The following is a 19,622-nucleotide window of genomic DNA, read 5'->3' as shown; positions in this document are numbered from 1 at the left end:
CGACCGTCTTTGAACCGGTGGGCGATCGCACGAGACGAGAGTCGCGTTCACCACATCGATCGCTCGTCGCTGCAGCGCTACTGGGTGAGCAGCCGGGTCGGTCAGAACGTTTAACCCACGAGACGGCAACGGGCAAGTCATGCGAGTCGTCGAGCAGGTCGTCGCCGACATCGTCTCCTCGCCGTTGCTCACGTCGATACGAGACTGGTCGAGGGACAACGAGATGATCTGGAGCGTCGCGATCGCCCTCGTCATCCTCGTCGGTGGGTGGTACGGATCGAAACTCGTGGTCAGACTCGCCGGTCGGACCGTCGCCCAGCGGATCGAGCGACCGAGCGTAACCCGGTCCGTGCTTCGTACGATCCGCCTCTCGGTACTGCTTCTCTCGCTCGTCGCTGCGGCACTGGTGCTCGGCATCGGCAACGTCGAGATACTCCTCTCGGTCGGTGTGTTATCGGCCGTGGTTGCCGTCGTTCTCGCCCCGTTGATCGGCAGTCTCATCCACGGCCTGTTCATCCTCACCGACAAGCCGTTCGAGATCGGCGACATGATCGAAATCGTCGATCAGGACCACGTCGGTTTCGTCGAGGACATCACGATCCGGTATACGAAGATCGTCACGCTAGAGAACACGATTCTCGTCGTCCCAAACAGCGACGTGCACGAACGGGACGTGCTCAACTACTCCGCCGAGGACGAACGGACACGCGTCTCGATCGAGTACGACGTCACCTACGAGAGTGATCTCGACCAGGCGATTCGCGATGCCGAACGGGCGGCCCGGTCGGTCGACGAAGTCGTCGGTGGTGGGCCGGACGTCCGGGTCGGAAGCGCCCGCTACACGGCCTCGCCGCTCTGTGACGTCAAGGCCTACGCTGATAGCGGAGTCAGACTCGTCCTCAGATTCTGGGTGAAAGAGCCGTACAAACTCACGCGCGCCCGATCGATCGTCGCCCAGCGCGTCCGCGAACGCTACGCCGACACCGATGTCCAATTCGCGTATCCGCATCGCGAACTCGTCTTCAACGATGCGGTCGAACACGGGGCAATGCAAACCAATCTCCCCGACAATTCTAGGGACGCAGATCGAGCAGAGAGCGAGCGGTAGCGGGTGGCAACGGGAACGATCGGTCGGCTTGTGGAGAACGGATACGGTCAGTGAGCTCGATCAGGAGAGTTCGATCAGGACGGAGTCGCCTCGGCAGTGACGATCTCACAATCGAGGTTACGACGAAGGTACTCGTCGATGTTGGGATTGCTCGTGAGTCGACGCAGGAGGCGACGCCACAGACTCGACTGCTCTCGACCCACGACGACGACGTCGGCGTTTTCGGCAGCAACTTCGTCCAGAATGCTCTCTTCGACCAGGAACCCGGTTCGAACGACGAATCGACCGTTGGTGACCCGACCGAACTCCCGTTCGACCGCCTCCTTCAGGTCTCGACGGGTGACGCGGTGGCCGTTCTGGTAGAGATTGACGTGAAGGACGGTCAGATCGGCATCTCGGTCCTCCATCAACTGGATCGCTCGCGCGAGTGTGGCCTTCGACCGATGGTCGAGCGGGTAACGAACCGGGGCCACGATCAGTGTCATCAGCGACAAAAACGGCGCGGTGCGTGGTAAACCTTTCAGTTGTCGGGGTCGTTCAGTACCGTCAGCAACTGCCGACTGCGTGGCGCTTTCACCTGTCGAACACGACGGATTCGACATGGAAAGACACGACTTTACGCACCGGACACCTTCGACCGGTCATGGAACCGATCGATACGGAGCTCGCCGGTACCCTGTATCTCTCGCGATCGGAGGGTGACCGCGGCTCGAAGGGGCCGTTCTTCGTCGTCTACGAAACCCGATCCGGCGACGATAGATTCGGCTGGTTCTGTAGTGCGTGTGACTCAGTGGACACGGCCATGGACTCGATGGGACGGATCCAGTGCAATCAGTGTGGTAATCAGCGCAAACCGACGGAGTGGGACGCCGCTCACGAGTGAGCACACGGCAATTTACACTGCGATTCGTTACCGTGCAAACGCTTATCACACTTGCGCCCGTACGACCAACCGGAATGGGTTCTGGTACCACGCCACTCGCAGAACAGGCCAGATCGATTTTCACCGACCTCGGGTACGTCGTCGACGGGGACGGACCCGAGTTTCGTGCAGAACGTGCGTGGAAGGTCGTCCACGTGAGTACGACACAGACGGTAGATGACGGCGATACAGCGGAGTATCGCTGTTTCGTCGCCGAACCAGCGGATGTCGACGCCCTCGAACGGCGCCTCGAACGTCGGCAGCCGGCCTACGAGTGGGCGATCATCGTGGCCGACGGCGACGAGTATCAGGTCGAACGGGCACCACCCGTCCTGACCTGACCACGGTTCGATCGCCTCCACCGGTTCGTCGCTCACAGCCTCGGTTTCAGATCATAGGTTTGCTGGGCAGATCGACTGCGCGTGATGAAGAGTGATGTCTCCTCTCAGTGAGACCACTGTGGGCTCGTGAACCATTGAAAAGCTGTGAGCGGCATCGTGAACGCTCCTGCCGTCGTCACACGGCTGGAAGCGACCGACTATCGCAGTGCCTCACGCACGGCCCCGATGCCAGCGTCCGGATCGACGTCGGCGCCGGCGGTGGCCAGAGCATCGCCGAGCGCCGTGATCGTGAGGACGACGTTTGCTGGACTCGCCGCGTGACCCATGCAGCCGATGCGGAAGATGTCGCCGGCCAGGTCGCCGAGACCGCCGGCGATCTCGAGGTCGTAGTCGTCGAGAACCGTCTGGCAAATCTCCCCGTCGTCGACGCCGTCGGGGACGCGAACGGCGTTCAGGCTCGGCAACCAGTAGTCGTCGGGGGCGTTCATCTCGAGGCCCATCCCCACGACGCCAGCCTTCAGCGCCCCGGCCAGGCGTTCGTGTCGCCGCCAGCGCGATTCGATCCCCTCTTCGGCGACGAGTCGAAGTGCCTCGCGGAGCGCGTACACGTTGGTGATCGGCGCCGTGTGGTGGTAGGCGCGTTCGTCGCCCCAGTACCCCTCGAGCAGCGACAGATCGAGGTACCACGATCGCGGTGCCTCCTCACGCGAGAGGACCTTCTCCATCGCCTCGTCGGAGAGTGTCAGCGGACTCGCTCCCGGCGGGCAGGAGAGGCACTTCTGCGGACCGGCGTACGCGACGTCGATGTCCCACTCGTCGACCCGAAGTTCGACGCCCCCGAGTGAGGTGACCGTATCTGCGACGACGAGGGCGTCGTGGTCGTGCGCGGCGTCGGTGAGTGCGGGCACGTCCGGTTGTAACACGCCAGTGCTCGTCTCCGCGTGAACGAACCCGAAGACGTCGGGGTCGTGTGCCGCCAGCGCCGACTCGACGTCGGCCGGATCGAGCGGTTCACCCCACGGCGCGTCGACCTCGACGACGTCGCCGCCCGCCCGTCTGGCCATCTCGGCCATCCGACCGCCGAAGTAGCCGTTCGTGGGCACTAGCATCGTCTCGCCGGGTTCGACCAGATTCCCGATAGCGGCCTCCATAGCGGCCGAACCGGTCCCTGAGACGGGGATCGTCCACTCGTTCTCCGTGCGGAAAGTGTACCGCAGGAGTTCCTGTACCTCGTCCATGAGCTCGACGAACGACGGATCGAGGTGGCCGACGAGTGGCGTACTCATGGCCCGTCGGACGCGCGGATGCACGTCGCTCGGACCCGGGCCCATCAGCGTTCGATTCGGCGGATCGAGTTCGGAAACGGCAGGCGCAGTGACCTCGCCAGCGGAGTGGTGATCCATGCGCACATTCTCCGCGGGGACGCCCAAAGGCCTACCGACCCCGGCGAGTCGGCACCGGTACTCCCGCTGGAACCTCGACCACGAGTACTCCTAGTGGACCACCGACCACGGGTACTCCCGAGGGACTCTGCTCGCGAGTAATACCTGCACGAGAGAGGCCACAAGCAGGTATGACATACCCTACCACCAATTCACGAATCGCTTATCTCGTTCGACTACGTACGTCCCATCCAGTGTTCGTTGGACACGCCCTCTTCGCGTTCGCCGTCGCCGCCCTGTTCGCCGACTGGCGTGGCTGGAGCGTCCGGTCGGCGCTCGCGTTCGGCATCGTCGCCGGCGCGTTCGCCGCCGTTCCCGACGTCGACGTGGCGTACGCGTTCGTCGGACTGGCCCATTGGGTCACCGCCGAGGGATCAGTTTCGGCACCGACCGCGTTCTGGGACGCCAGTCGGGCGACACACCGCTCGATTACCCACTCGCTTCTCGTCGCGACGATCGCGGCGCCAGCGTTCGGATTCCTCGCCGCCGCCATCAGCGGAACGTCCCGACGAGTCGCCCTCGGAGCGGCAGTCGTCCTCGGTGGCGGCCTCGTTGTCCTCGCAGTCGCTGCAGGCCCGCTCACCGCGATGGTTCTGACAGTCTTCCTCGTCGCGGGTGGGCTCGTCACCGTCGTCGCAACGCGTGAAACGACTCTCACCCCTGCCTGGATCGGAATCGCCGCGCTCTGGGGGCTGTGGTCGCATCCGTGGGGCGACCTGTTGACCGGTGATCCGCCCGCGTTCCTGTTCCCGCTCGATCGAACGCTCTTCGACGCACGCGTGATCGTCTCTTCGGACCCCACGCTCCACCTCCTGTCCGCGTTCGCAGTCGAACTCGGTGCCATCGTGTTCGCCATACTCACCGTCTTCTTCCTGACGGACCGTGATCCATTCGAAGCCATCGACGTACGAGGGAGCGTCGGCGCACTCTACGGCGTCTCGGTCCTCTTCCTCACCCCGCCCACGCTCGACGTCTCCTATCACTTCGTCTTCTCCATCCTCGGCGTCGGGGTTCTCGTCGGCACGATACGGACGATCCCGTTCTCGCTCGGCCTCGGTGGATCGCGTTCGGGACCGTTCGGGTGGTGGCCGCGGGGACTGGACGGCGAAAGCGGCTCGTCACGACTCGGCTTCATTCGCCGTCGCCTGTCCCCACCCATGTCGACAAACCTCGAATCGCCGACGTTCGACGACGTGCTCGCTGGGGTCCTCACCGCAGTTGCCGGAATTTCCGCCGCCCTGGTCACCTACACGCTCGGGTACCTGTTGGTCGGCTAACGGACGACCCGCCGAGGAATACGTTTTTAGGCGAACGGGAGAGAGGTCAGTCCGTGTCTCAGATCGGCCTCGATCGGTTGCTCGCTGACGGACGCGAGAACGCGATCGTCTCGTGGCTCGTCGTTGGAGCGATCGGCGTCGGTGGGGGAGGTGCCCTCGCGGCAGGCCGCCCGCTCTGGATCGCGTTCGCCATCGTGTTGCTGGTGCTCGCCGTCATCCCGCCCGTGAGTTTTCGATCCTGGCGGGTGATGCTTCCCTGGGAAGTGCTCTTCCTGGCTGCGTTGCCGATGTTCGGACTGGCACTGGGGGGTCCACGAACGACTGGCCACTTCACCGCGTATCTGTCGGTCGCAGCCGTCGCGCTCGTCCTGGCCGTGGAACTGCAGGCGTTCACCAGCGTCGAGATGACGACCGGATTCGCGATCGTCTTCGTCGCGATCACGACGATGGCCGCCGCAGCGCTCTGGGCGCTCTTTCGGTGGTGGCTCGCGGGTCTCCTCGGCGTTCCGTTTCCGGCCGATAACGACGTGGTGATGTGGGAGTTCGTCTACTCGACCGGTGCCGGACTCGGCGCCGGTGCGATCTTCGAGGTGTACTTCCGTCGACTCGGTCGCATCGACGGCCGGTCGGCGGACGAGTCCCGTCTAGCAGGTGATCGGCGTGAGTAAATTGCCCCACGCGCTCACCTCGCAGCGACGACAGCGCCAGCTCACCTATCTGATGGAGCTCTCCCTCGTTGGGATGTTCTTCATCGGTATCGACCGCGGTGACGTCGGCATTCTCATCAACACCGGAATTGCGATCGCCGTCACCCAACTGCCGCCGATTCTGCGGCGGGACTACGACATTCCCATGGATCCACGCCTGACGTTGTGGATCACCTCGGCCGTCTTCCTCCACGCGCTCGGAACGGTCGGGCCACCAGGCGGATCGGCGACGTTCTACAGTCAGACCTGGTGGTGGGACCACCTCACGCACGCCCTCTCGGCCTCGGTCGTCGCCGCGGTCGGCTACGCGACGGTCCGGGCGCTCCACGAACACGCCGAGGGCATCCACTTCCCGGATAGGTTCATCTCCGTGTTCATCCTCCTGTTCGTCCTCGCGTTCGGCGTACTCTGGGAGGTTCTCGAATTCACGATCGCCCTGGCAGCCGAGCGATTCGGCATCGAGGCCGTCCTCACACAGTACGGACTCGAGGACACCATGCTCGATCTGGTCTTCAACTCGATCGGCGGCCTCCTCGTCGCGCTCTGGGGCGGCGTGTACCTGTCGGACGTCGTGAGTGCGCTCCGCAGTCGGTTCGAGCACTAACAACGGTCGTGTGGATTTATGTCGCTCGTGCTGGTAGTCCGAGACGCAATGGTTTTCAAGAAGATTACCCTGATCGGAACGAGCGACGAGAGCTTCGAGGCGGCGACCGACGACGCGATCGATCGCGCCGAATCGACGTTGCAGAACGTCCAGTGGGTCGAAGTCGACGAGCTCGGTGTCGAAGTCGCGTCAGTCGACGACCGGCAGTACCAGGCCGAAGTCACCGTCGCGTTCGAACTCGAAGGGTGAGGACGCCGGCCGTACGATTGAGGATAGGACTGCCAACGATAGCGAACAGGACCGTCAACGACGGAGAAGCGGACTGCCAACGACGGAGAATAGGATGGCCAACTACGTTCGGAAGGATTCGCCGCAACCGCACTCGCTGACCACGTTCGGGTTGTCCACGTGGAACCCTTCTGCCTGTAATCCGTCCTCGTAGTCGAGGACGCTCCCTTCGATGTACTTCATGCTCGCCGGATCGACGAACACGCGAAGGGCGTGGTGCTCGTAGACAGTGTCGTCCTCGTCCGGTTCGTCGTCGAACCGCATCCCGTAGGACAGCCCCGCACAGCCACCCTGCTGGACGAACAGTCGAAGCCCCGCGATGTCGGTATCCAGGCCCTCGTCTTCCAGCAGTGCGAGCGCCTGCGACGCCGCTTCCTCGGTGACCTCGATCCGGGTCGTGGCTTCCCCGCTCGTGGCCGGTTCGGTACTCATGGATGGGGGTACAGCGGCAACGATGTTAACAGTGACGCCTCCGGTGGTTCGCCAGCGTGTCAAATCCATACACTCTGAGGGTGGTCGTCAAAGTGCCCCGAAAAACGGTATGCAACGGGCTCACCGCTGTTGCAGAGTAAAATGAGTCGGTCGAGACCAGACCGGTGACTCAGTCGGTTCGACGACGGACACTTTCGGCGTGTGCCTCGAGCCCCTCGGCCTCCGCGAGCGTGGTGATCGTCTTCGAGAGGTCGTCCAGGCCGTCTCGAGACAGTCGCTGGACGGTGGTCGCCCTGAGAAAGGTGTCGACCGAGAGGCCACCGGTCACCCGTGCCCCGCCGCTGGTCGGCAGAACGTGGTTCGTGCCGCTGGCGTAGTCACCCGCGGCCACGGGCGTGTACGGACCGAGGAAGACGCTCCCGGCGCTATCGATGCGGTCGAGGATCGCCTCGTCGTCGGCCGCGAGGATGGCCAGGTGCTCGGGGGCGTAGGATTCGGCGAAGAGGATGGCCTCGCTCATCGAGCGGGCGAGCAGGACCCCGCTGGCGTCGTTGGAGAGGGCTTCCTCGATGATGTCGGACCGGCTTCGCTCGGGGAGCTGTGAGTCGATGGCATCGGTGACGGCCGCTGCAGTCTCTTCGTCGTCTGTCACCGCGACGACTGACGCGTTCGGGTCGTGTTCGGCCTGGGCGAGTAGTTCACTCGCGATCAGTTCCGGGTCAGCGGTCTCATCGGCCAGCACCAGCACCTCGCTCGGTCCCGCCAGAAGGTCGATTTCCACGTCACCGCGCACGGCTGCTTTCGCCGCCGTCACCCAGCGATTGCCCGGCCCGACGACCTTCTGCACCCGATCGACGGACTCCGTTCCGTACGCGAGAGCGGCGATTCCCTGTGCGCCACCGACGCTGTACACCGCGTCCGCACCGGCCGCGTAAATGGCCCCGAGCGTGACGGGGTTCGGTTCATCTGCGGGCGGCGTCGTGACGGCGATGTGATCGACGCCGGCGACGACCGCCGGAACGATGCCCATGATCGCGCTCGAGGGGTACGCGGCCGCGCCGCCGGGGACGTAGACCCCGACGCGATCGATCGGTCGAAACCGCCGGCCGAGTTCGCGCCCGTCGTCGAACGCCTCGCGCCAGTCCGCCGGTACCTGCGCGCGGTGAAACGATTCGACGTTCTCGATCGCTTCCTGGATCGCGTCTGTGACGTCGGCTGGAAGCGACTCCCAGGCGCGTTCACACTGGTCGGTACACTCGATGTTCCCGACGGTGATGTCGTCGAACTCCTCGGTGAACGAGCGGACGGCGACGTCGCCTTCCTCCCGGACCCGATCGACGATCGACTTGACGTCAGCGCGGACGGCGTCGATTCCAGCGTCCCGTTCGAACAGTGCCGCCCGGTCCGTCGGCCCGAGATCGGCGAGTTCCCGCACGTCGATGGTCATGCCGGTGCTTCGGCGAGGGCGGGAAAAACGGTTTCTCTCTGCGCTCACTGTGGGTCGTCGATCGACCAGAGGCCGATCCAGTCGAGCGTCGCCCGAACGAACAGATAGACAACGAGACAGAATCCTCCCAGCAAGAACGGTGTCCGGGCGATATCGGCCACGTCGGGACCGACGAGCAGTTGCCCGAATCCGCGTACGAAAAAACTAGCGATGACCAGTCCGAACGCCAGTATGGCCGTCTTGACGAACCCGTCGCGGTCCATACCTGGATCGATGCACGCTCTCAGTAAGAAGGTACGGTTCTGGCAGACACCGCGATGTGAGTGAGCGGAAATGTACTCGAAACCAGTGATTGACCAGCGGAACGGTCCCAGTCGAATACAGTCTTCCAATAACTGGTATCGTGGCCTGAGTAGGGCATTATCTGGACCGGTGAAATAGAAACGGGCATGGTTTCACGAACACCGTCGTCACGACGAAAAACACTCAAACGAATCGGCGCGGCGATGGGGATCGCCTGGCTGGCCGGTTGTTCGGACGGTGGTGGGCCCGAAGACGACGGAAACGGCGATGGCACGAACGGTGATACCGGCACTGACGAGAACGAAACAGTTGGCGGCGGAGACAACGAATCTGATGGAGGCGAAAACGAAACGGACGGCAACGAAACGGCCGGAAACGAGTCCGAGGGGAACGAGAGCGACACTGGCGGCGAGGGTGCGAGCGGGGCCATCGAACCGGGAACGTCGATCGAATTCAATGGCCAAACGACGGCCTGGGTCGGTATCGCGCCTGACTCGATCGCAGACGAGGAGAATCCCCCGCTGACACTCCAGAGCGGCGAGACCTACGAGATCGGCTGGTCCGAAGGTGATGGCGCAGGCCACAACATCGAAATCCGAGACTCGAACGACGAAGTCATCAACGATCTCTCTACCGAGGTCGTCTCGGAACCTGGCGACGACCAGTGGCTGGAGTTCGAAGCCAGCGACGAGATGGCACAGTACGTGTGTCAACCGCATCAGACGACGATGGTCGGCGAAATCTCGGTCGAGTAGGTCATCCTGGGTCCGTACCGGTATCACGTCGTGAATCCACCCACTGATCGATGTCGAAGGAACCGGTCAGTACACACTCGCGACTCCACTCTCTACGTGTAGGAAGTGTCGCCCGGAACACTACTGGCCGTGAACCTACTAGTAGTGTCAACGGATAATAGAACGGCGTATCCAGCTGCAGAACGCGTCTGCCCGGGCAACTCCTTGGCAATATCACATACCACGTCACCGGCCAATATCACCGCACAGTAGATTGGCGGATCAGACCACTAGGACCAATTTCTGCAACGGGGCCAACCGAAAATGTTTACTCGATTGAGTAAAACCATTGATGTATAGCTCGAACTGTCGATTCTCCAGAGAAGGCGAGCAAAAGCGCCTCTACTGGGGATTGCTTTTGCTCGCCGTTTTCTTTCTCGTGGCTGCGGGAGTTCTGTTCTTCCCGGCGCTCCAGTACGAGTTTCAACAGGGAGAGCGTGGAGAGGTTCAGCAGATAACCACCGGGCCGGTCCTAGAATACGAGCATCTCGCTCCTGAGGAACAACGCGTCGTGGACGGTGCGATCAATGGGGAGACATACGTGCTCGGTACCAGCGAACCGATTCCCGGCAATTACGAGTATTCATCCCAACCAAAACAGTTGCAAGTAAGCGAAGGGGGAACGACACACATATTCATCGATGAAACCGTCTCCCCGTGAGATCACCATTTGGGATGGCAACTATCGCGCTCGCTGTCAGCGGCCTGCTGGTGATTGCCGAAGCAGTTCGTCGCAACTACTTGCCAAACTCGTTGCCGTGGTAGAAGGATACCACTGGACCGTCGCTCTTCGTGCTTCCTCCAAGTATCACTGCCCATGCTGCAGCACCTGGCCGCTGATGCACAGAGTCTCCGTGAATACAGGACGGGCTATCGATACGTGGGTTCAAGATGCAGCCACAGGTCTGGGCAATAAAAGAGAATCCCTACCGTTGAGTGAAACCGGTCTTCTACAGGGAGAGGGATCTCGTCTGTTTAGGTCAGTCTCCCGTTCGTCGGCCATGCTCAAAGGTCTCATCACAAACATATTGATTCGGGAATTGGAGTGCGAATTCCGTTTCTATCCCTCGTTACTTTTATAAACTTCACATTTGTTGGATATTCTATGCAGTCCCCACTACGACGCGCCGCTCTCACCGTTTGCGTCGCCCTCCTAATGGTCTCCGCCGGCTGTACCGACGGGATAGTTCCAACCCCCACCGACAACACGACCCAGCCCGATACGGAGGCGCCCACCACTGTGGATCAGTACCCGCCGGGCGTCGCGTCGAACGGCACGCTTACGAACGGCACTGCACTCCTCGACGCGCATTTCGACGCGACAGCGAACGAATCAATCGCGTTAACACAGACGTTGACGGGCCAGAACGAGAGTGTTACCTACCGCTACGTACACGGCGCGAGCCCGAAACCGTACTACAGTTCGTTCAACCGGACGACCGACGGAGATCAACTAACCGAGGAGTTCTACTGGGTGGGATCGAACGGCTACTATCGGGTCACCTTTGACGAGCAGACGAGGTACTCCGTCTTTCAGAACTCCACCGCCGGTGTCACCGCCTGGACCCACGATTCCCCATTCGGGCCACGGTCAACCCTGCGGTCTCCCCTCGGCGTCGGAAACTACAGCGTCAACGGCACCGTCGAACGCGATGGCCAAACGTTCGTCCGCCTCACCGCCACCGACGTTTCGCAAGCCCTGAACGAGTTCTGGGAGGCGTACGAGGGAACGGTGCTCGTCACAGCCGAGGGAGTCATTTACGACATCGATTCGACCTTCGTTCAAAACACCGACAACACGACGGAAACTGTCGAAGAATCGATATCGCTTACCACCAACGTAGAATGGTCCGGGCCGCCATCGTGGGTTGCTGACGTCGCCCAGCTCTCGATCTCGACAGTCGAAAGCGGAAAGGCGCTCGAAATCCGTAACACTGGCGGAGGAGCCCTCCCAGCGAACGCGTCGTTCAATGTCTATATAAGCAACGAGACTAGGTGGGGATCCCCCATCTCGGGGCATCCAGAGGGAACCATTACCACGGATGCGAGACTCGAACCCGGTGATGCTGTCTATGTGACCGTGAGCCCTGGCGAAGACTCACCGTCATTCGCGCTTCACGACGACCGAGTGGGTGGAGAATTCACCATCGGCGAGGCGGGCATTATGGGGACGCACGAAAACGTTTTTTACCGATTGCAAACGGACTCCAAATACAGCTGACGCTCACAGCATCATCAAAACTGCATCCGACATCATAGACTTAGCCTTTCCAAATTCCCCACTTCTTGACACCTTCACCGGAAACCCAGTGAGGGCCGACGCTTGCTGTTCAATACCCGATCCATCCCTGAATAAATGGGTTCAAAATATATTATTCAGATACAATTCTGTTTGGGTATTCAAATGTGCGCCCGGAACACTAACGTCCAGCCTCATCCCTGGCGGCGTGCCGTGTTAGCTGGCTAACCCTCGTGCCGGGCGTAGCGTGATTCCGTCAGGAATCACGTTGAGTAGGCGGCGTAAGCCGCCAGCAGTGTGTCGCGTACCCGGGTTCTCCAATACCGTCATCGCTGCCGTGTGGATACGCTCTGTTGGGGACTAAGGTACGCAATCGTGCTACGAAGTACGTGCTGAAAACGTTTCCCGTTGGTCGATTGCAGGCTCGACGAAAACGATACAGCACCTCGTGGCTGTGTCAGTAGACGTACTCGTCCTCGGCGAACTGCACGTAGCCGCCGTTGCGGTAGCCGAACTTCCGGCGTTTGTACGCGAGGAGGAGTTTACTCGCGCCGATGCCGGCCGAGTAACCCCTCTGTAGCAGACTCCGGTCGTCACCGTCGCCGATCATGCCGTTCGCGACGGCGAAGACGCGGTCCCAGTCGTCGGGCTCGTAGTCGGCGACGATGTCGGCGAAGGAGACGTTTCGCGCCACTTCGCTCCCGATCGCCCGTTTCCACACGTCGTTGTAGGTGCCGAGTTGCTTCCTCGCGGCGAGTCGACCGGCGATCTTGCCGGTGCGAACGGCGACGTGGTAGCCACCTTCGTGGAACGCCGAGGTGGTCCCCATCGCACCGCCTGCCACGGCGATCCCAGCGTCGACGGGTGAGTCGATCGGTCGGGTCGAGGAGATCGGGTACGTTTCGGTGCCTTTCGACTTCCCACGGTCTTCGACGCGCGGCATGTCGGATTCGACGTCGTACTCGTCGCCGTAGACGGCTTCGAGCAGTCGATCGACGTACGTCGCTCCTGACGGAATGCCGTCGTCCGACGGGTCAAGCAGTCGATAGGACACGGGGTGGGCGACGTCGTCCAGCGTCATGCCGATGGGCATCGTCAACCCGACGCGGGCGACCGTTCCGTCGTTCGGGAACACCCACGGGTAGGCGGTCTCGCCGGGCATCCAGCCCCACCAGAATTTGAGTCGGTCTTCGGAGAAGATCTCCTCGGGGAACTCACGATACTCCTGGTAGGCGATGTGATTGGCCGTCGGTGGTGAGAGCTGGTCGGCGATACTCGATCCCGGAGGCGTGAACTGATCCAGCGCGTCCATGGTGATCCGACGCTGTGGACCGTCGGCCAGCACGACCCGGTCGGCCTCCAATTCGTCCCCGCCAGAGAGGGTAAGCGTGTGTGTCGGGCCGCTCGCCGCCAGATCGGTTTCGAGAGTGGAGACACTCGTGCCGACGCGGATATCGGCCCCGGCGTCGCGGGCTCGCTCGTAGAGCCAGTCGTCCATCCGGGCCCGGTGGAAGGTAAAGCCAAATCCTGGATAGGTCGAGTCCATGCCCGTCGTATCGAGCGAGACGGTGGTCGAGGGACCGACGAAATCCGTTCCCGACAGCTCCTGCAGGACGACGTCGTCGGGAATGTCCTGATAGTCCTCGTCCATGATGTCTACCCAGTAGTCGAGCATTCCCGCTGCGTCCGTCGAATCGGGACCAAGTTCCTCGCGGTCTTCCCGGGGAACCCCCTGTTCGAGACAGACCGTCTCGGCACCGTGGGCAGCTGCCTGCTCCGCAGCTGATGCGCCCGCTGGGCCGCCACCCACGATCGCGACGTCTACGCGTTCCATACGGCGGACCACACAATCACCCCTAATAAGCAGTCTGAAACGTCCCAACGGTGAGGCACCTGGTTCATCTCCAAAATCGTCTCCGGGACCGTCGAATCACTGCCGTTTTTTATGGACCGGGTCGGATCGTGCAGTATGACCGACTCACCGCACGTGACCGTCGAGATCGCAGACCAGATCGGCCGGGTTACGATGGATCGTCCGGAGAAACACAACGCGATGACGCCGGAGATGGCCGAATCAATCGCGACGGCCCTCGCGGACCTCGCGGCAGACGACGACGTTCGCTGTCTCGTCCTGACGGGCTCCGGCGGGACGTTCAACACCGGGGCCGACCTGGCCGGCCTCGAAGGCGACGAGCGGGACGAGGCGGTCATCGACTCGGTCGCGGACCCGCTCCACGCGAGCGTCCGGACCATGACGAGCGCGCCGAAACCCGTCGTCACCGGCATCAACGGCATCGTCGCCGGCGGTGGCCTCGGGCTGGCCCTCGCGTCGGACATCGCGATCATGTCGAAGGAGGCCCGCATCCAGTACGCGTACCCGTCTATCGGCCTCTCTGGGGACGGTGGAATCACCTGGCTCCTGCCCCGACTTCTCGGGCTGCGCCGAGCGCAGCGGTTCGCGTTACTGAACGAGGGGTACGACGCACCCGGGGCTGTCGACGCGGGGCTGGTTACCGAAGCGGTTCCCGACGACTCCTTCGACGACCGGCTCGCCGAGGTCGCCGCCGAGCTCGCGTCGGGCCCGACGAAGGCATTCGGAACGATTCGCCAACTGCTGTTCGAAGGGGCGGACCGATCGCTCGACGACCACCTCCGTCACGAGCGTGACGGGGTGACCGGACTCACCGAGACCGACGATTACGCCACCGGCGTCGGGACTTTCTTCGAGGACGAGGAACCGACCTTTACCGGCCACTAACGCCCAATCTGTCGGACACCGGGCCGGCGTGACTGCCCGTGTCGCGAAAATCGGACCCACTGCCGACCAGTGCGTATTTGTCGGCCCCGTGAATTGCACACCATATGACTGCGAACGACGAATCGGCCGGACGAGCGATCGGGTCTCGACACCTCGCGCTCCTCGTCTTCGCCCTCATGGTCGTGCTCTTTTCGCTCATCGACGGGACTCGGCCGATCGCGATCGGGCTGTTGTGGATCGTCGCACCCGTCGCCGCGTTCGGAACCCTGGTGCAGGTGATTCGCGGGTCGGTCTCCCTCCGAAGCGGTCGGGGTCTCATCTTTTCGATGTGGTGTGCGGCGGTCGCGACGATCGCGATCCCACTCGGGGCGCTCGTCGTCGACCCCGACATCGGTTCGGCGCTGACGTTCCTCGGCTTCCTGTCGGCACTCATCGCGGCGGGCTTCGCCAGGCTATCGGTGACGGCCCCGATCGTCGTATCCCGGGAACTGCCACCCGAACAGGAGTTCGTCACTGAGGACGGTCAACCGGTCCCACGTTCGACTGACAACCCTGCAGATAGAGATGATGACGAGGTCAATAGCGGTGTCGTCGGGGGCGAGCAGCGCGAGCACACCGAGTGAGTGACCAACTCGGGTTTCATTGCCATCGGTCGCGTATACGGCCTATGTCGCGTGCGGAGACGCTAGCTGCGATGCTCGTCGACGAGTCGACCGTCACGATCGTCTGTCACGACAATCCGGATCCCGATTGCCTCGCGAGCGCCCTCGCGTTCGAACACATCGCTCGCTCCCGGGACGTCCCCTCCTCACGAATCGTCTACGGCGGTGAGATCTCCCATCAGCAAAACCGGGCCTTCGTCAACATGCTCGACATCACCGTCGATCACGATGGCGAGGTCGACTCCGACGGGTTCGTCGTCTTCGTCGATCACGCACGTCACAGCGTCTCGACCGTCGACGCGGGAATCGAACCGGACGCGATCGTCGATCATCACCCCGCACCGGACGTGGACGCGCCGTTCGTCGACATCAGACCGACGTACGGTGCGACCGCGACGATATTCGTCGAGTATCTCCAGGCACTCGAGATCCAACTCACCAGGCGATTGGCCACCGCGCTGCTGTTCGCGCTTCACCGCGAACGACTCGACTTCGTTCGTGAACCGACGCGGGCCGAGTACGAAGCCGCACTGGCCGTCTACGACGACGCGGATCTCGATTCGCTCGAGCAGCTTTACGGGAGTGCGTTCACGCCAGCGACGATCGACGCGATCGGTGAAGCGATTCGCTCGCGCAGCCGTCGTGGCTCCGCACTCGTCGCCAACGTCGGTCGAACGCCGGAAACGGACGCGCTTCCGCAGGCCGCAGACTACTTGTTGAACGTCGAAGGCGTCAACACGGTCCTCGCGTACGGGATCGTCGGGGAGGCGATCCGGCTTTCCGCCAGATCGATCGACCCTCGCGTCAACGTCGGACGGACGCTCAATCAGGCGTTCGATCCACTGGGAACAGCGGGCGGCCATCACGATATGGCTGGAGGCCACATCGATCTGGGTATTTTCAGCGATTACGCGGACGACGACGACTGTGAGACGCTCATTTCAATGCTCTCACCTCGAATCGAACACAGATTCTTCGAGGCACTCAGACTGGCACCAACGTGACCGAGTGATGGTGGTCGAGTGGCAAGCCGAACACAGTGACGGTCTTCGAGTGGCAGGTCGACACAGTGACGGTATTCAAATGGTGTACCAGCGACGGGTGTTTCCCTGCGAGCGTCTTGCCGTGCGGCGAATCACTTCCTTTTTACAGACAGACGCGGAAGTGCGGGTATGAGCTTCGAGGAAGACGATCAGGTCGTACTCTCCGACAAACACAGCGAGTTCGACGGTGAAACCGGGACCGTCACACAGACGATGGAATCGATGTTCGGTGACGTCACCTACACGATCAGCTTCGAAGACGGCCAGGAATCCGGCGTCCCGGAAGACGCACTCGAGGCTGCCGACGACGCCGACGAGTAACGACGACCGACGATCACTGACGGACGGTACAGCCCGCAGGGGACCGGGCCCGCCAGCGATCAACTGCGACCGACTCCCACCGACCGACCCATGTCGAGTATTCCACTACACTACGTCGATTTGCGTGCGTTCTGTTACGCCACCGAGGACGACAAGCGCGTCGAACAGGCCCTCCGTCTGTTCCTCCCCGAGGACGTCGAACTCGATAGGGTCGAGACCACGGGCCACTACGGGGATCGGATTCTGATCTACTCCGTTCGCGTCGAGCGGGCGGACGAGATTCGCCACGTCCTGACCCAGCTGGCGTCACTCCCAGCACTGGACCAGGTGACCGACGAACTCGACGATCGCGTCACCGACAACACGGAACTGTTCCTCACGCTCGACAAACAGGCTGCGTTCAACGGTTCCGTCCGACGTGGGGACGGGATCACCGTCCGCGGGAAGCTGGAAGCGTACCCGGCGACCAGAGAGGCCGCCATCGAGAACGCCCGTGACATCCTCTCCGACCTCGACGAAAACGAGTGAGGTATCGGATCGGTGTCGACGCAGGGCTACCGGCGTAATCACCCCGCTCCCGTGAACCGATTACGAACACGGCACTTTTGACGCGACCGATTGAATTGAGCGCACATGGACGTACCCGTCGTCGGTGGCGATCCGGTTCGAGACGAAGTGGGGGCAGCACTGGCTGACGTGGATATCGACGTGCGATCGGCGACCGTCGACGAACTGGCCCAGGCGCCCGTCGGTGTCGTCGCCGGAGTGACCGGTTCGGAGACGTTTGAAGCGGCGAATCGGCACGCCCGGAGCGGCGAAACGCCCTGGATCGCCGTCGAAGTGGGTGGCGTCGGCGGCCAACCGATCGATACCGTCGATGCGTCGGTATCGGTGTTCGGTCCGAAAACGGCCTGCTTTGCGTGCCTCCGGGATCGTGTCCGATCGACACACGAGGGCGACAATAGCGGGTCGAAAGCGAGCGGTTCCCGTCGGACGGTCCGCCTGGCCGGCGCAATCGCCGGCAGCGAGTGCGTTCGAACCTTAGAACAGGGAACGAACGCACCGTTCGCGACCGTGACCGAACTGCCCTACACAGAACGCCCGCTGCTTCCCGTCCCGGGGTGTGCGTGTCAGCAGGGGGACCGAGACCGCACCCTCGATCGAACCGACGAATCGGGGCTGACGCTCGACGAAACCGTCGACGCGATGGATCGGGCGATCGACGAGCGGATCGGTTTGCTCAAATCGATCGGTGAGATCGACTCCTATCCGGTGCCGTACTATCTTGCTACGCTCGCGAATACCGGTGCCTATAGCGACGTCACCGCACCCACGAACGCGGCCGGCGTCGACCACGATTGGAATCGGGCGTTCGTCAGGGCGATCGGGGAAGGGTTAGAGCGGTACTGCGCCGGCGTCTATCGCGAAGCGGATTTCGTCGTGTCGGCCGCCGAATCACTCGATGCCGCCCTTGAACCGACGGCGATCGTCAGCCCGGACGACACCCCCGCGTTCGATCCGTCGACCGACTCGCGCTGGGTCGACGGCGTGGATCTCTCGACCGGCAAGCAGACCTCCCTCCCGGCGGATGCGGTCCACTTCCCCCAACCCGGCCCGGGCTACGTCCCACAGATCACGACCGGCCTCGGACTCGGATCGTCGACCGCCGACGCACTCGTGGCGGGCCTGACCGAGATCGTCGAACGGGATGCGACGATGCTCTCGTGGTACTCGACAGCCGATCCCGTCGAACTCTCGGTGAGCGACGAGCGATTCCAGACCGTTGTACGCCGGGTCGAAAGTGAGGGACTGGCAGTTACGCCGATGCTCGTTACGCAGGACGTCGACGTGCCGGTCGTCACCGTCGCCGTCCACCGTGAGGACGGTGACTGGCCGGCGTTCGCTGTCGGGTCGGCGGCAGACCTCGACGCCACGGCCGCTGCACGGAGTGCCCTCGCCGAAGCGACGCAGAACTGGATGGAACTTCGCTCGATCGGCCCGGACGAGGCGGCCGACGCGGGCGCCTGGATCGGCCACTACGGATCGTTCCCCGATGCTGCCCGGGACTTTCTCGACACGTCGGGGACCGTCGACGCGGCGTCGCTGTCACCGGAATCGGTTCCCGCAGGGGCGTCAGCGGTCGAGACACTCGTCGAGCGGCTCACGGAGGCGGGGCTCACGCCGTACGCCGCCCGTCTCACCACACGCGACGTCGCGGCGCTCGGCTTCGAAGCCGTGCGCGTGATCGTTCCCACTGCACAGCCGCTGTTTACGGCAAACCCATACTTCGGAGAACGAGCGCATACCGTGCCGAACAAGCTGGGTGCCGGGCCTCGCCTCGACGGGCCGCCACATCCGTATCCCTGACTCACTGCACCCGGCTCCGGCTGCTACTCTCTCCGTCCATCGTACCGATCCGTTCACTCGCGGAGGCTGAGATCGAGATCCAGGCCATCGTCGGTGACCGTAATCGTGAGCTGTTTCGTTTCGGGCCCCAGTAGTTCGGTGGCTTCGTCGATAACCGCGTCTTCGTCCGGCCCCTCCTCGCCATCTGCAGCCAGTTCGACGAGTTTGACGCTAGCTTGCGAATCGGCGTTCGGGACACGCCCGATCTCTGTGGTGGCTCCGACTGGAATCGACACCGGCGTGTCGATGTTCTTCCGGTTCGAGTCGAGTTCGGTCACGGTAACGACGACACCTTTCGGCGAGTCGGTTTCGTTCTTCCCGTTGAGCAGGATCGGCATGCTGAGCGAGAACGTGTAGATGAAGTAGCCTACGAGCCCGAACGCAGAGATCCCACCGGCCCCGGCGAGTAGCGTACGTCGGTTCACACAGGAGTCTAGCCGTCGAGAATCCCTTAGTGTTACCATTTTGGCCCCGGTGGCAGGCGCCGGAATCAGCCCACGGTAAGAATCGAAACGCAGGTGAGGGGGT

Annotated in this window: 23 protein-coding genes; 16 read left to right on the top strand and 7 right to left on the bottom strand. The window is 62.6% G+C overall.

Annotated features, from left to right (window positions below):
• The first annotated feature begins 139 nt into the window (after window positions 1–139).
• Window positions 140–1,108 carry a mechanosensitive ion channel family protein gene (locus HALRU_RS07235; RefSeq protein WP_015300744.1) on the top strand — a complete coding sequence of 323 codons (969 nt, stop codon included), beginning with the start codon at window positions 140–142 and terminating at the stop codon, window positions 1,106–1,108.
• 74 nt (window positions 1,109–1,182) lie between these two features.
• Here the strand turns inward: HALRU_RS07235 and HALRU_RS07230 are convergent, their stop codons facing one another.
• Complete coding sequence (locus tag HALRU_RS07230; protein WP_015300743.1) at window positions 1,183–1,593, bottom strand: universal stress protein; 411 nt, start codon at window positions 1,591–1,593, stop codon at window positions 1,183–1,185.
• A 158-nt stretch (window positions 1,594–1,751) separates the two neighbouring features.
• On the opposite strand from HALRU_RS07230, the gene HALRU_RS07225 reads away from it, so the two are divergent.
• Together HALRU_RS07225 and HALRU_RS07220 are read left to right on the top strand one after the other, a co-directional pair.
• The gene (locus tag HALRU_RS07225; RefSeq protein ID WP_015300742.1) at window positions 1,752–1,991 is read left to right on the top strand and encodes a DUF5816 domain-containing protein; all 240 of its coding nucleotides are present in this window, start codon (window positions 1,752–1,754) and stop codon (window positions 1,989–1,991) included.
• A 74-nt stretch (window positions 1,992–2,065) separates the two neighbouring features.
• Window positions 2,066–2,371, top strand: a complete 306-nt coding sequence (locus HALRU_RS07220) for a DUF7116 family protein (protein ID WP_015300741.1) — start codon at window positions 2,066–2,068, stop codon at window positions 2,369–2,371.
• Between the two features lie 197 nt (window positions 2,372–2,568).
• On the opposite strand, the gene HALRU_RS07215 is transcribed toward HALRU_RS07220, so the two are convergent.
• Window positions 2,569–3,774: a pyridoxal-phosphate-dependent aminotransferase family protein gene (locus HALRU_RS07215; protein ID WP_015300740.1), complete on the bottom strand. Its 1,206-nt coding sequence runs from the start codon at window positions 3,772–3,774 to the stop codon at window positions 2,569–2,571.
• A gap of 233 nt (window positions 3,775–4,007) precedes the next feature.
• On the opposite strand from HALRU_RS07215, the gene HALRU_RS07210 reads away from it, so the two are divergent.
• Genes HALRU_RS07210 through HALRU_RS07195 form a run of 4 tightly spaced genes read left to right on the top strand, consistent with a single transcriptional unit; the run spans window position 4,008 to window position 6,650 of the window.
• Window positions 4,008–5,090, top strand: coding sequence for a metal-dependent hydrolase (locus HALRU_RS07210; protein ID WP_015300739.1), 1,083 nt, complete (start codon window positions 4,008–4,010; stop codon window positions 5,088–5,090).
• 53 nt (window positions 5,091–5,143) lie between these two features.
• Window positions 5,144–5,758: a hypothetical protein gene (locus HALRU_RS07205; protein ID WP_015300738.1), complete on the top strand. Its 615-nt coding sequence runs from the start codon at window positions 5,144–5,146 to the stop codon at window positions 5,756–5,758.
• 52 nt (window positions 5,759–5,810) lie between these two features.
• Entirely contained in the window at window positions 5,811–6,401 is a 591-nt protein-coding gene (locus HALRU_RS07200) for a hypothetical protein (protein WP_148680644.1), read from the top strand.
• Between the two features lie 48 nt (window positions 6,402–6,449).
• Complete coding sequence (locus tag HALRU_RS07195) at window positions 6,450–6,650, top strand: dodecin (protein ID WP_148680469.1); 201 nt, start codon at window positions 6,450–6,452, stop codon at window positions 6,648–6,650.
• Between the two features lie 102 nt (window positions 6,651–6,752).
• Here HALRU_RS07195 and HALRU_RS07190 read toward each other — a convergent pair whose 3' ends face one another.
• From HALRU_RS07190 to HALRU_RS07180, 3 genes are all read right to left on the bottom strand, one after another.
• Window positions 6,753–7,121, bottom strand: a complete 369-nt coding sequence (locus HALRU_RS07190) for a HesB/IscA family protein (RefSeq protein WP_015300735.1) — start codon at window positions 7,119–7,121, stop codon at window positions 6,753–6,755.
• A gap of 169 nt (window positions 7,122–7,290) precedes the next feature.
• Window positions 7,291–8,568: a histidinol dehydrogenase gene (hisD, locus tag HALRU_RS07185; RefSeq protein ID WP_015300734.1), complete on the bottom strand. Its 1,278-nt coding sequence runs from the start codon at window positions 8,566–8,568 to the stop codon at window positions 7,291–7,293.
• Window positions 8,569–8,612: 44 nt separating this feature from the next.
• Window positions 8,613–8,831, bottom strand: a complete 219-nt coding sequence (locus HALRU_RS07180; RefSeq protein ID WP_015300733.1) for a hypothetical protein — start codon at window positions 8,829–8,831, stop codon at window positions 8,613–8,615.
• Between the two features lie 186 nt (window positions 8,832–9,017).
• On the opposite strand from HALRU_RS07180, the gene HALRU_RS07175 reads away from it, so the two are divergent.
• From HALRU_RS07175 to HALRU_RS07165, 3 genes are all read left to right on the top strand, one after another.
• Window positions 9,018–9,626: a plastocyanin/azurin family copper-binding protein gene (locus tag HALRU_RS07175; protein WP_148680468.1), complete on the top strand. Its 609-nt coding sequence runs from the start codon at window positions 9,018–9,020 to the stop codon at window positions 9,624–9,626.
• A gap of 331 nt (window positions 9,627–9,957) precedes the next feature.
• A complete protein-coding gene (locus HALRU_RS07170; RefSeq protein ID WP_015300731.1) occupies window positions 9,958–10,326 on the top strand; it encodes a hypothetical protein in 369 nt (122 codons plus the stop codon).
• A gap of 444 nt (window positions 10,327–10,770) precedes the next feature.
• Window positions 10,771–11,886: a DUF7537 family lipoprotein gene (locus HALRU_RS07165; RefSeq protein WP_015300730.1), complete on the top strand. Its 1,116-nt coding sequence runs from the start codon at window positions 10,771–10,773 to the stop codon at window positions 11,884–11,886.
• Window positions 11,887–12,361: 475 nt separating this feature from the next.
• On the opposite strand, the gene HALRU_RS07160 is transcribed toward HALRU_RS07165, so the two are convergent.
• Window positions 12,362–13,738, bottom strand: coding sequence for an NAD(P)/FAD-dependent oxidoreductase (locus HALRU_RS07160; RefSeq protein WP_015300729.1), 1,377 nt, complete (start codon window positions 13,736–13,738; stop codon window positions 12,362–12,364).
• Between the two features lie 135 nt (window positions 13,739–13,873).
• Between HALRU_RS07160 and HALRU_RS07155 the strand changes: the two genes are divergently transcribed.
• From HALRU_RS07155 to HALRU_RS07130, 6 genes are all read left to right on the top strand, one after another.
• Window positions 13,874–14,662, top strand: a complete 789-nt coding sequence (locus tag HALRU_RS07155; RefSeq protein ID WP_015300728.1) for an enoyl-CoA hydratase/isomerase family protein — start codon at window positions 13,874–13,876, stop codon at window positions 14,660–14,662.
• Between the two features lie 104 nt (window positions 14,663–14,766).
• Window positions 14,767–15,285: a hypothetical protein gene (locus HALRU_RS07150; protein WP_015300727.1), complete on the top strand. Its 519-nt coding sequence runs from the start codon at window positions 14,767–14,769 to the stop codon at window positions 15,283–15,285.
• Between the two features lie 44 nt (window positions 15,286–15,329).
• A complete protein-coding gene (locus tag HALRU_RS07145) occupies window positions 15,330–16,328 on the top strand; it encodes a DHH family phosphoesterase (RefSeq protein WP_015300726.1) in 999 nt (332 codons plus the stop codon).
• A 168-nt stretch (window positions 16,329–16,496) separates the two neighbouring features.
• Window positions 16,497–16,688, top strand: a complete 192-nt coding sequence (locus tag HALRU_RS07140) for a hypothetical protein (protein ID WP_007696633.1) — start codon at window positions 16,497–16,499, stop codon at window positions 16,686–16,688.
• A gap of 90 nt (window positions 16,689–16,778) precedes the next feature.
• A complete protein-coding gene (locus HALRU_RS07135; protein WP_015300725.1) occupies window positions 16,779–17,216 on the top strand; it encodes an RNA-binding protein in 438 nt (145 codons plus the stop codon).
• Between the two features lie 105 nt (window positions 17,217–17,321).
• Window positions 17,322–19,055, top strand: a complete 1,734-nt coding sequence (locus tag HALRU_RS07130) for a YcaO-like family protein (protein WP_015300724.1) — start codon at window positions 17,322–17,324, stop codon at window positions 19,053–19,055.
• A 53-nt stretch (window positions 19,056–19,108) separates the two neighbouring features.
• Here the strand turns inward: HALRU_RS07130 and HALRU_RS07125 are convergent, their stop codons facing one another.
• Window positions 19,109–19,519, bottom strand: coding sequence for a hypothetical protein (locus tag HALRU_RS07125; protein ID WP_148680466.1), 411 nt, complete (start codon window positions 19,517–19,519; stop codon window positions 19,109–19,111).
• Window positions 19,520–19,622 lie beyond the last annotated feature (103 nt).

The sequence above is a fragment of the Halovivax ruber XH-70 genome (assembly GCF_000328525.1).
GTDB classification, from domain to species: Archaea; Halobacteriota; Halobacteria; order Halobacteriales; family Natrialbaceae; genus Halovivax; species Halovivax ruber.
This window is presented reverse-complemented; position numbering and strand designations above follow the sequence as displayed.

Bases quoted from the DNA above. Each gene is read 5' to 3' on its own strand.
- HALRU_RS07235 (WP_015300744.1), top strand. From the start codon at position 140: ATGCGAGTCGTCGAGCAGGTCGTCGCCGACATCGTCTCCTCGCCGTTG.
- HALRU_RS07230 (WP_015300743.1), bottom strand. From the start codon at position 1,593: ATGACACTGATCGTGGCCCCGGTTCGTTACCCGCTCGACCATCGGTCG.
- HALRU_RS07225 (WP_015300742.1), top strand. From the start codon at position 1,752: ATGGAACCGATCGATACGGAGCTCGCCGGTACCCTGTATCTCTCGCGA.
- HALRU_RS07220 (WP_015300741.1), top strand. From the start codon at position 2,066: ATGGGTTCTGGTACCACGCCACTCGCAGAACAGGCCAGATCGATTTTC.
- HALRU_RS07215 (WP_015300740.1), bottom strand. From the start codon at position 3,774: ATGGATCACCACTCCGCTGGCGAGGTCACTGCGCCTGCCGTTTCCGAA.
- HALRU_RS07200 (WP_148680644.1), top strand. From the start codon at position 5,811: ATGGAGCTCTCCCTCGTTGGGATGTTCTTCATCGGTATCGACCGCGGT.
- HALRU_RS07195 (WP_148680469.1), top strand. From the start codon at position 6,450: ATGGTTTTCAAGAAGATTACCCTGATCGGAACGAGCGACGAGAGCTTC.
- HALRU_RS07190 (WP_015300735.1), bottom strand. From the start codon at position 7,121: ATGAGTACCGAACCGGCCACGAGCGGGGAAGCCACGACCCGGATCGAG.
- hisD (WP_015300734.1), bottom strand. From the start codon at position 8,568: ATGACCATCGACGTGCGGGAACTCGCCGATCTCGGGCCGACGGACCGG.
- HALRU_RS07180 (WP_015300733.1), bottom strand. From the start codon at position 8,831: ATGGACCGCGACGGGTTCGTCAAGACGGCCATACTGGCGTTCGGACTG.
- HALRU_RS07175 (WP_148680468.1), top strand. From the start codon at position 9,018: ATGGTTTCACGAACACCGTCGTCACGACGAAAAACACTCAAACGAATC.
- HALRU_RS07170 (WP_015300731.1), top strand. From the start codon at position 9,958: ATGTATAGCTCGAACTGTCGATTCTCCAGAGAAGGCGAGCAAAAGCGC.
- HALRU_RS07165 (WP_015300730.1), top strand. From the start codon at position 10,771: ATGCAGTCCCCACTACGACGCGCCGCTCTCACCGTTTGCGTCGCCCTC.
- HALRU_RS07160 (WP_015300729.1), bottom strand. From the start codon at position 13,738: ATGGAACGCGTAGACGTCGCGATCGTGGGTGGCGGCCCAGCGGGCGCA.
- HALRU_RS07155 (WP_015300728.1), top strand. From the start codon at position 13,874: ATGACCGACTCACCGCACGTGACCGTCGAGATCGCAGACCAGATCGGC.
- HALRU_RS07150 (WP_015300727.1), top strand. From the start codon at position 14,767: ATGACTGCGAACGACGAATCGGCCGGACGAGCGATCGGGTCTCGACAC.
- HALRU_RS07145 (WP_015300726.1), top strand. From the start codon at position 15,330: ATGTCGCGTGCGGAGACGCTAGCTGCGATGCTCGTCGACGAGTCGACC.
- HALRU_RS07140 (WP_007696633.1), top strand. From the start codon at position 16,497: ATGAGCTTCGAGGAAGACGATCAGGTCGTACTCTCCGACAAACACAGC.
- HALRU_RS07135 (WP_015300725.1), top strand. From the start codon at position 16,779: ATGTCGAGTATTCCACTACACTACGTCGATTTGCGTGCGTTCTGTTAC.
- HALRU_RS07130 (WP_015300724.1), top strand. From the start codon at position 17,322: ATGGACGTACCCGTCGTCGGTGGCGATCCGGTTCGAGACGAAGTGGGG.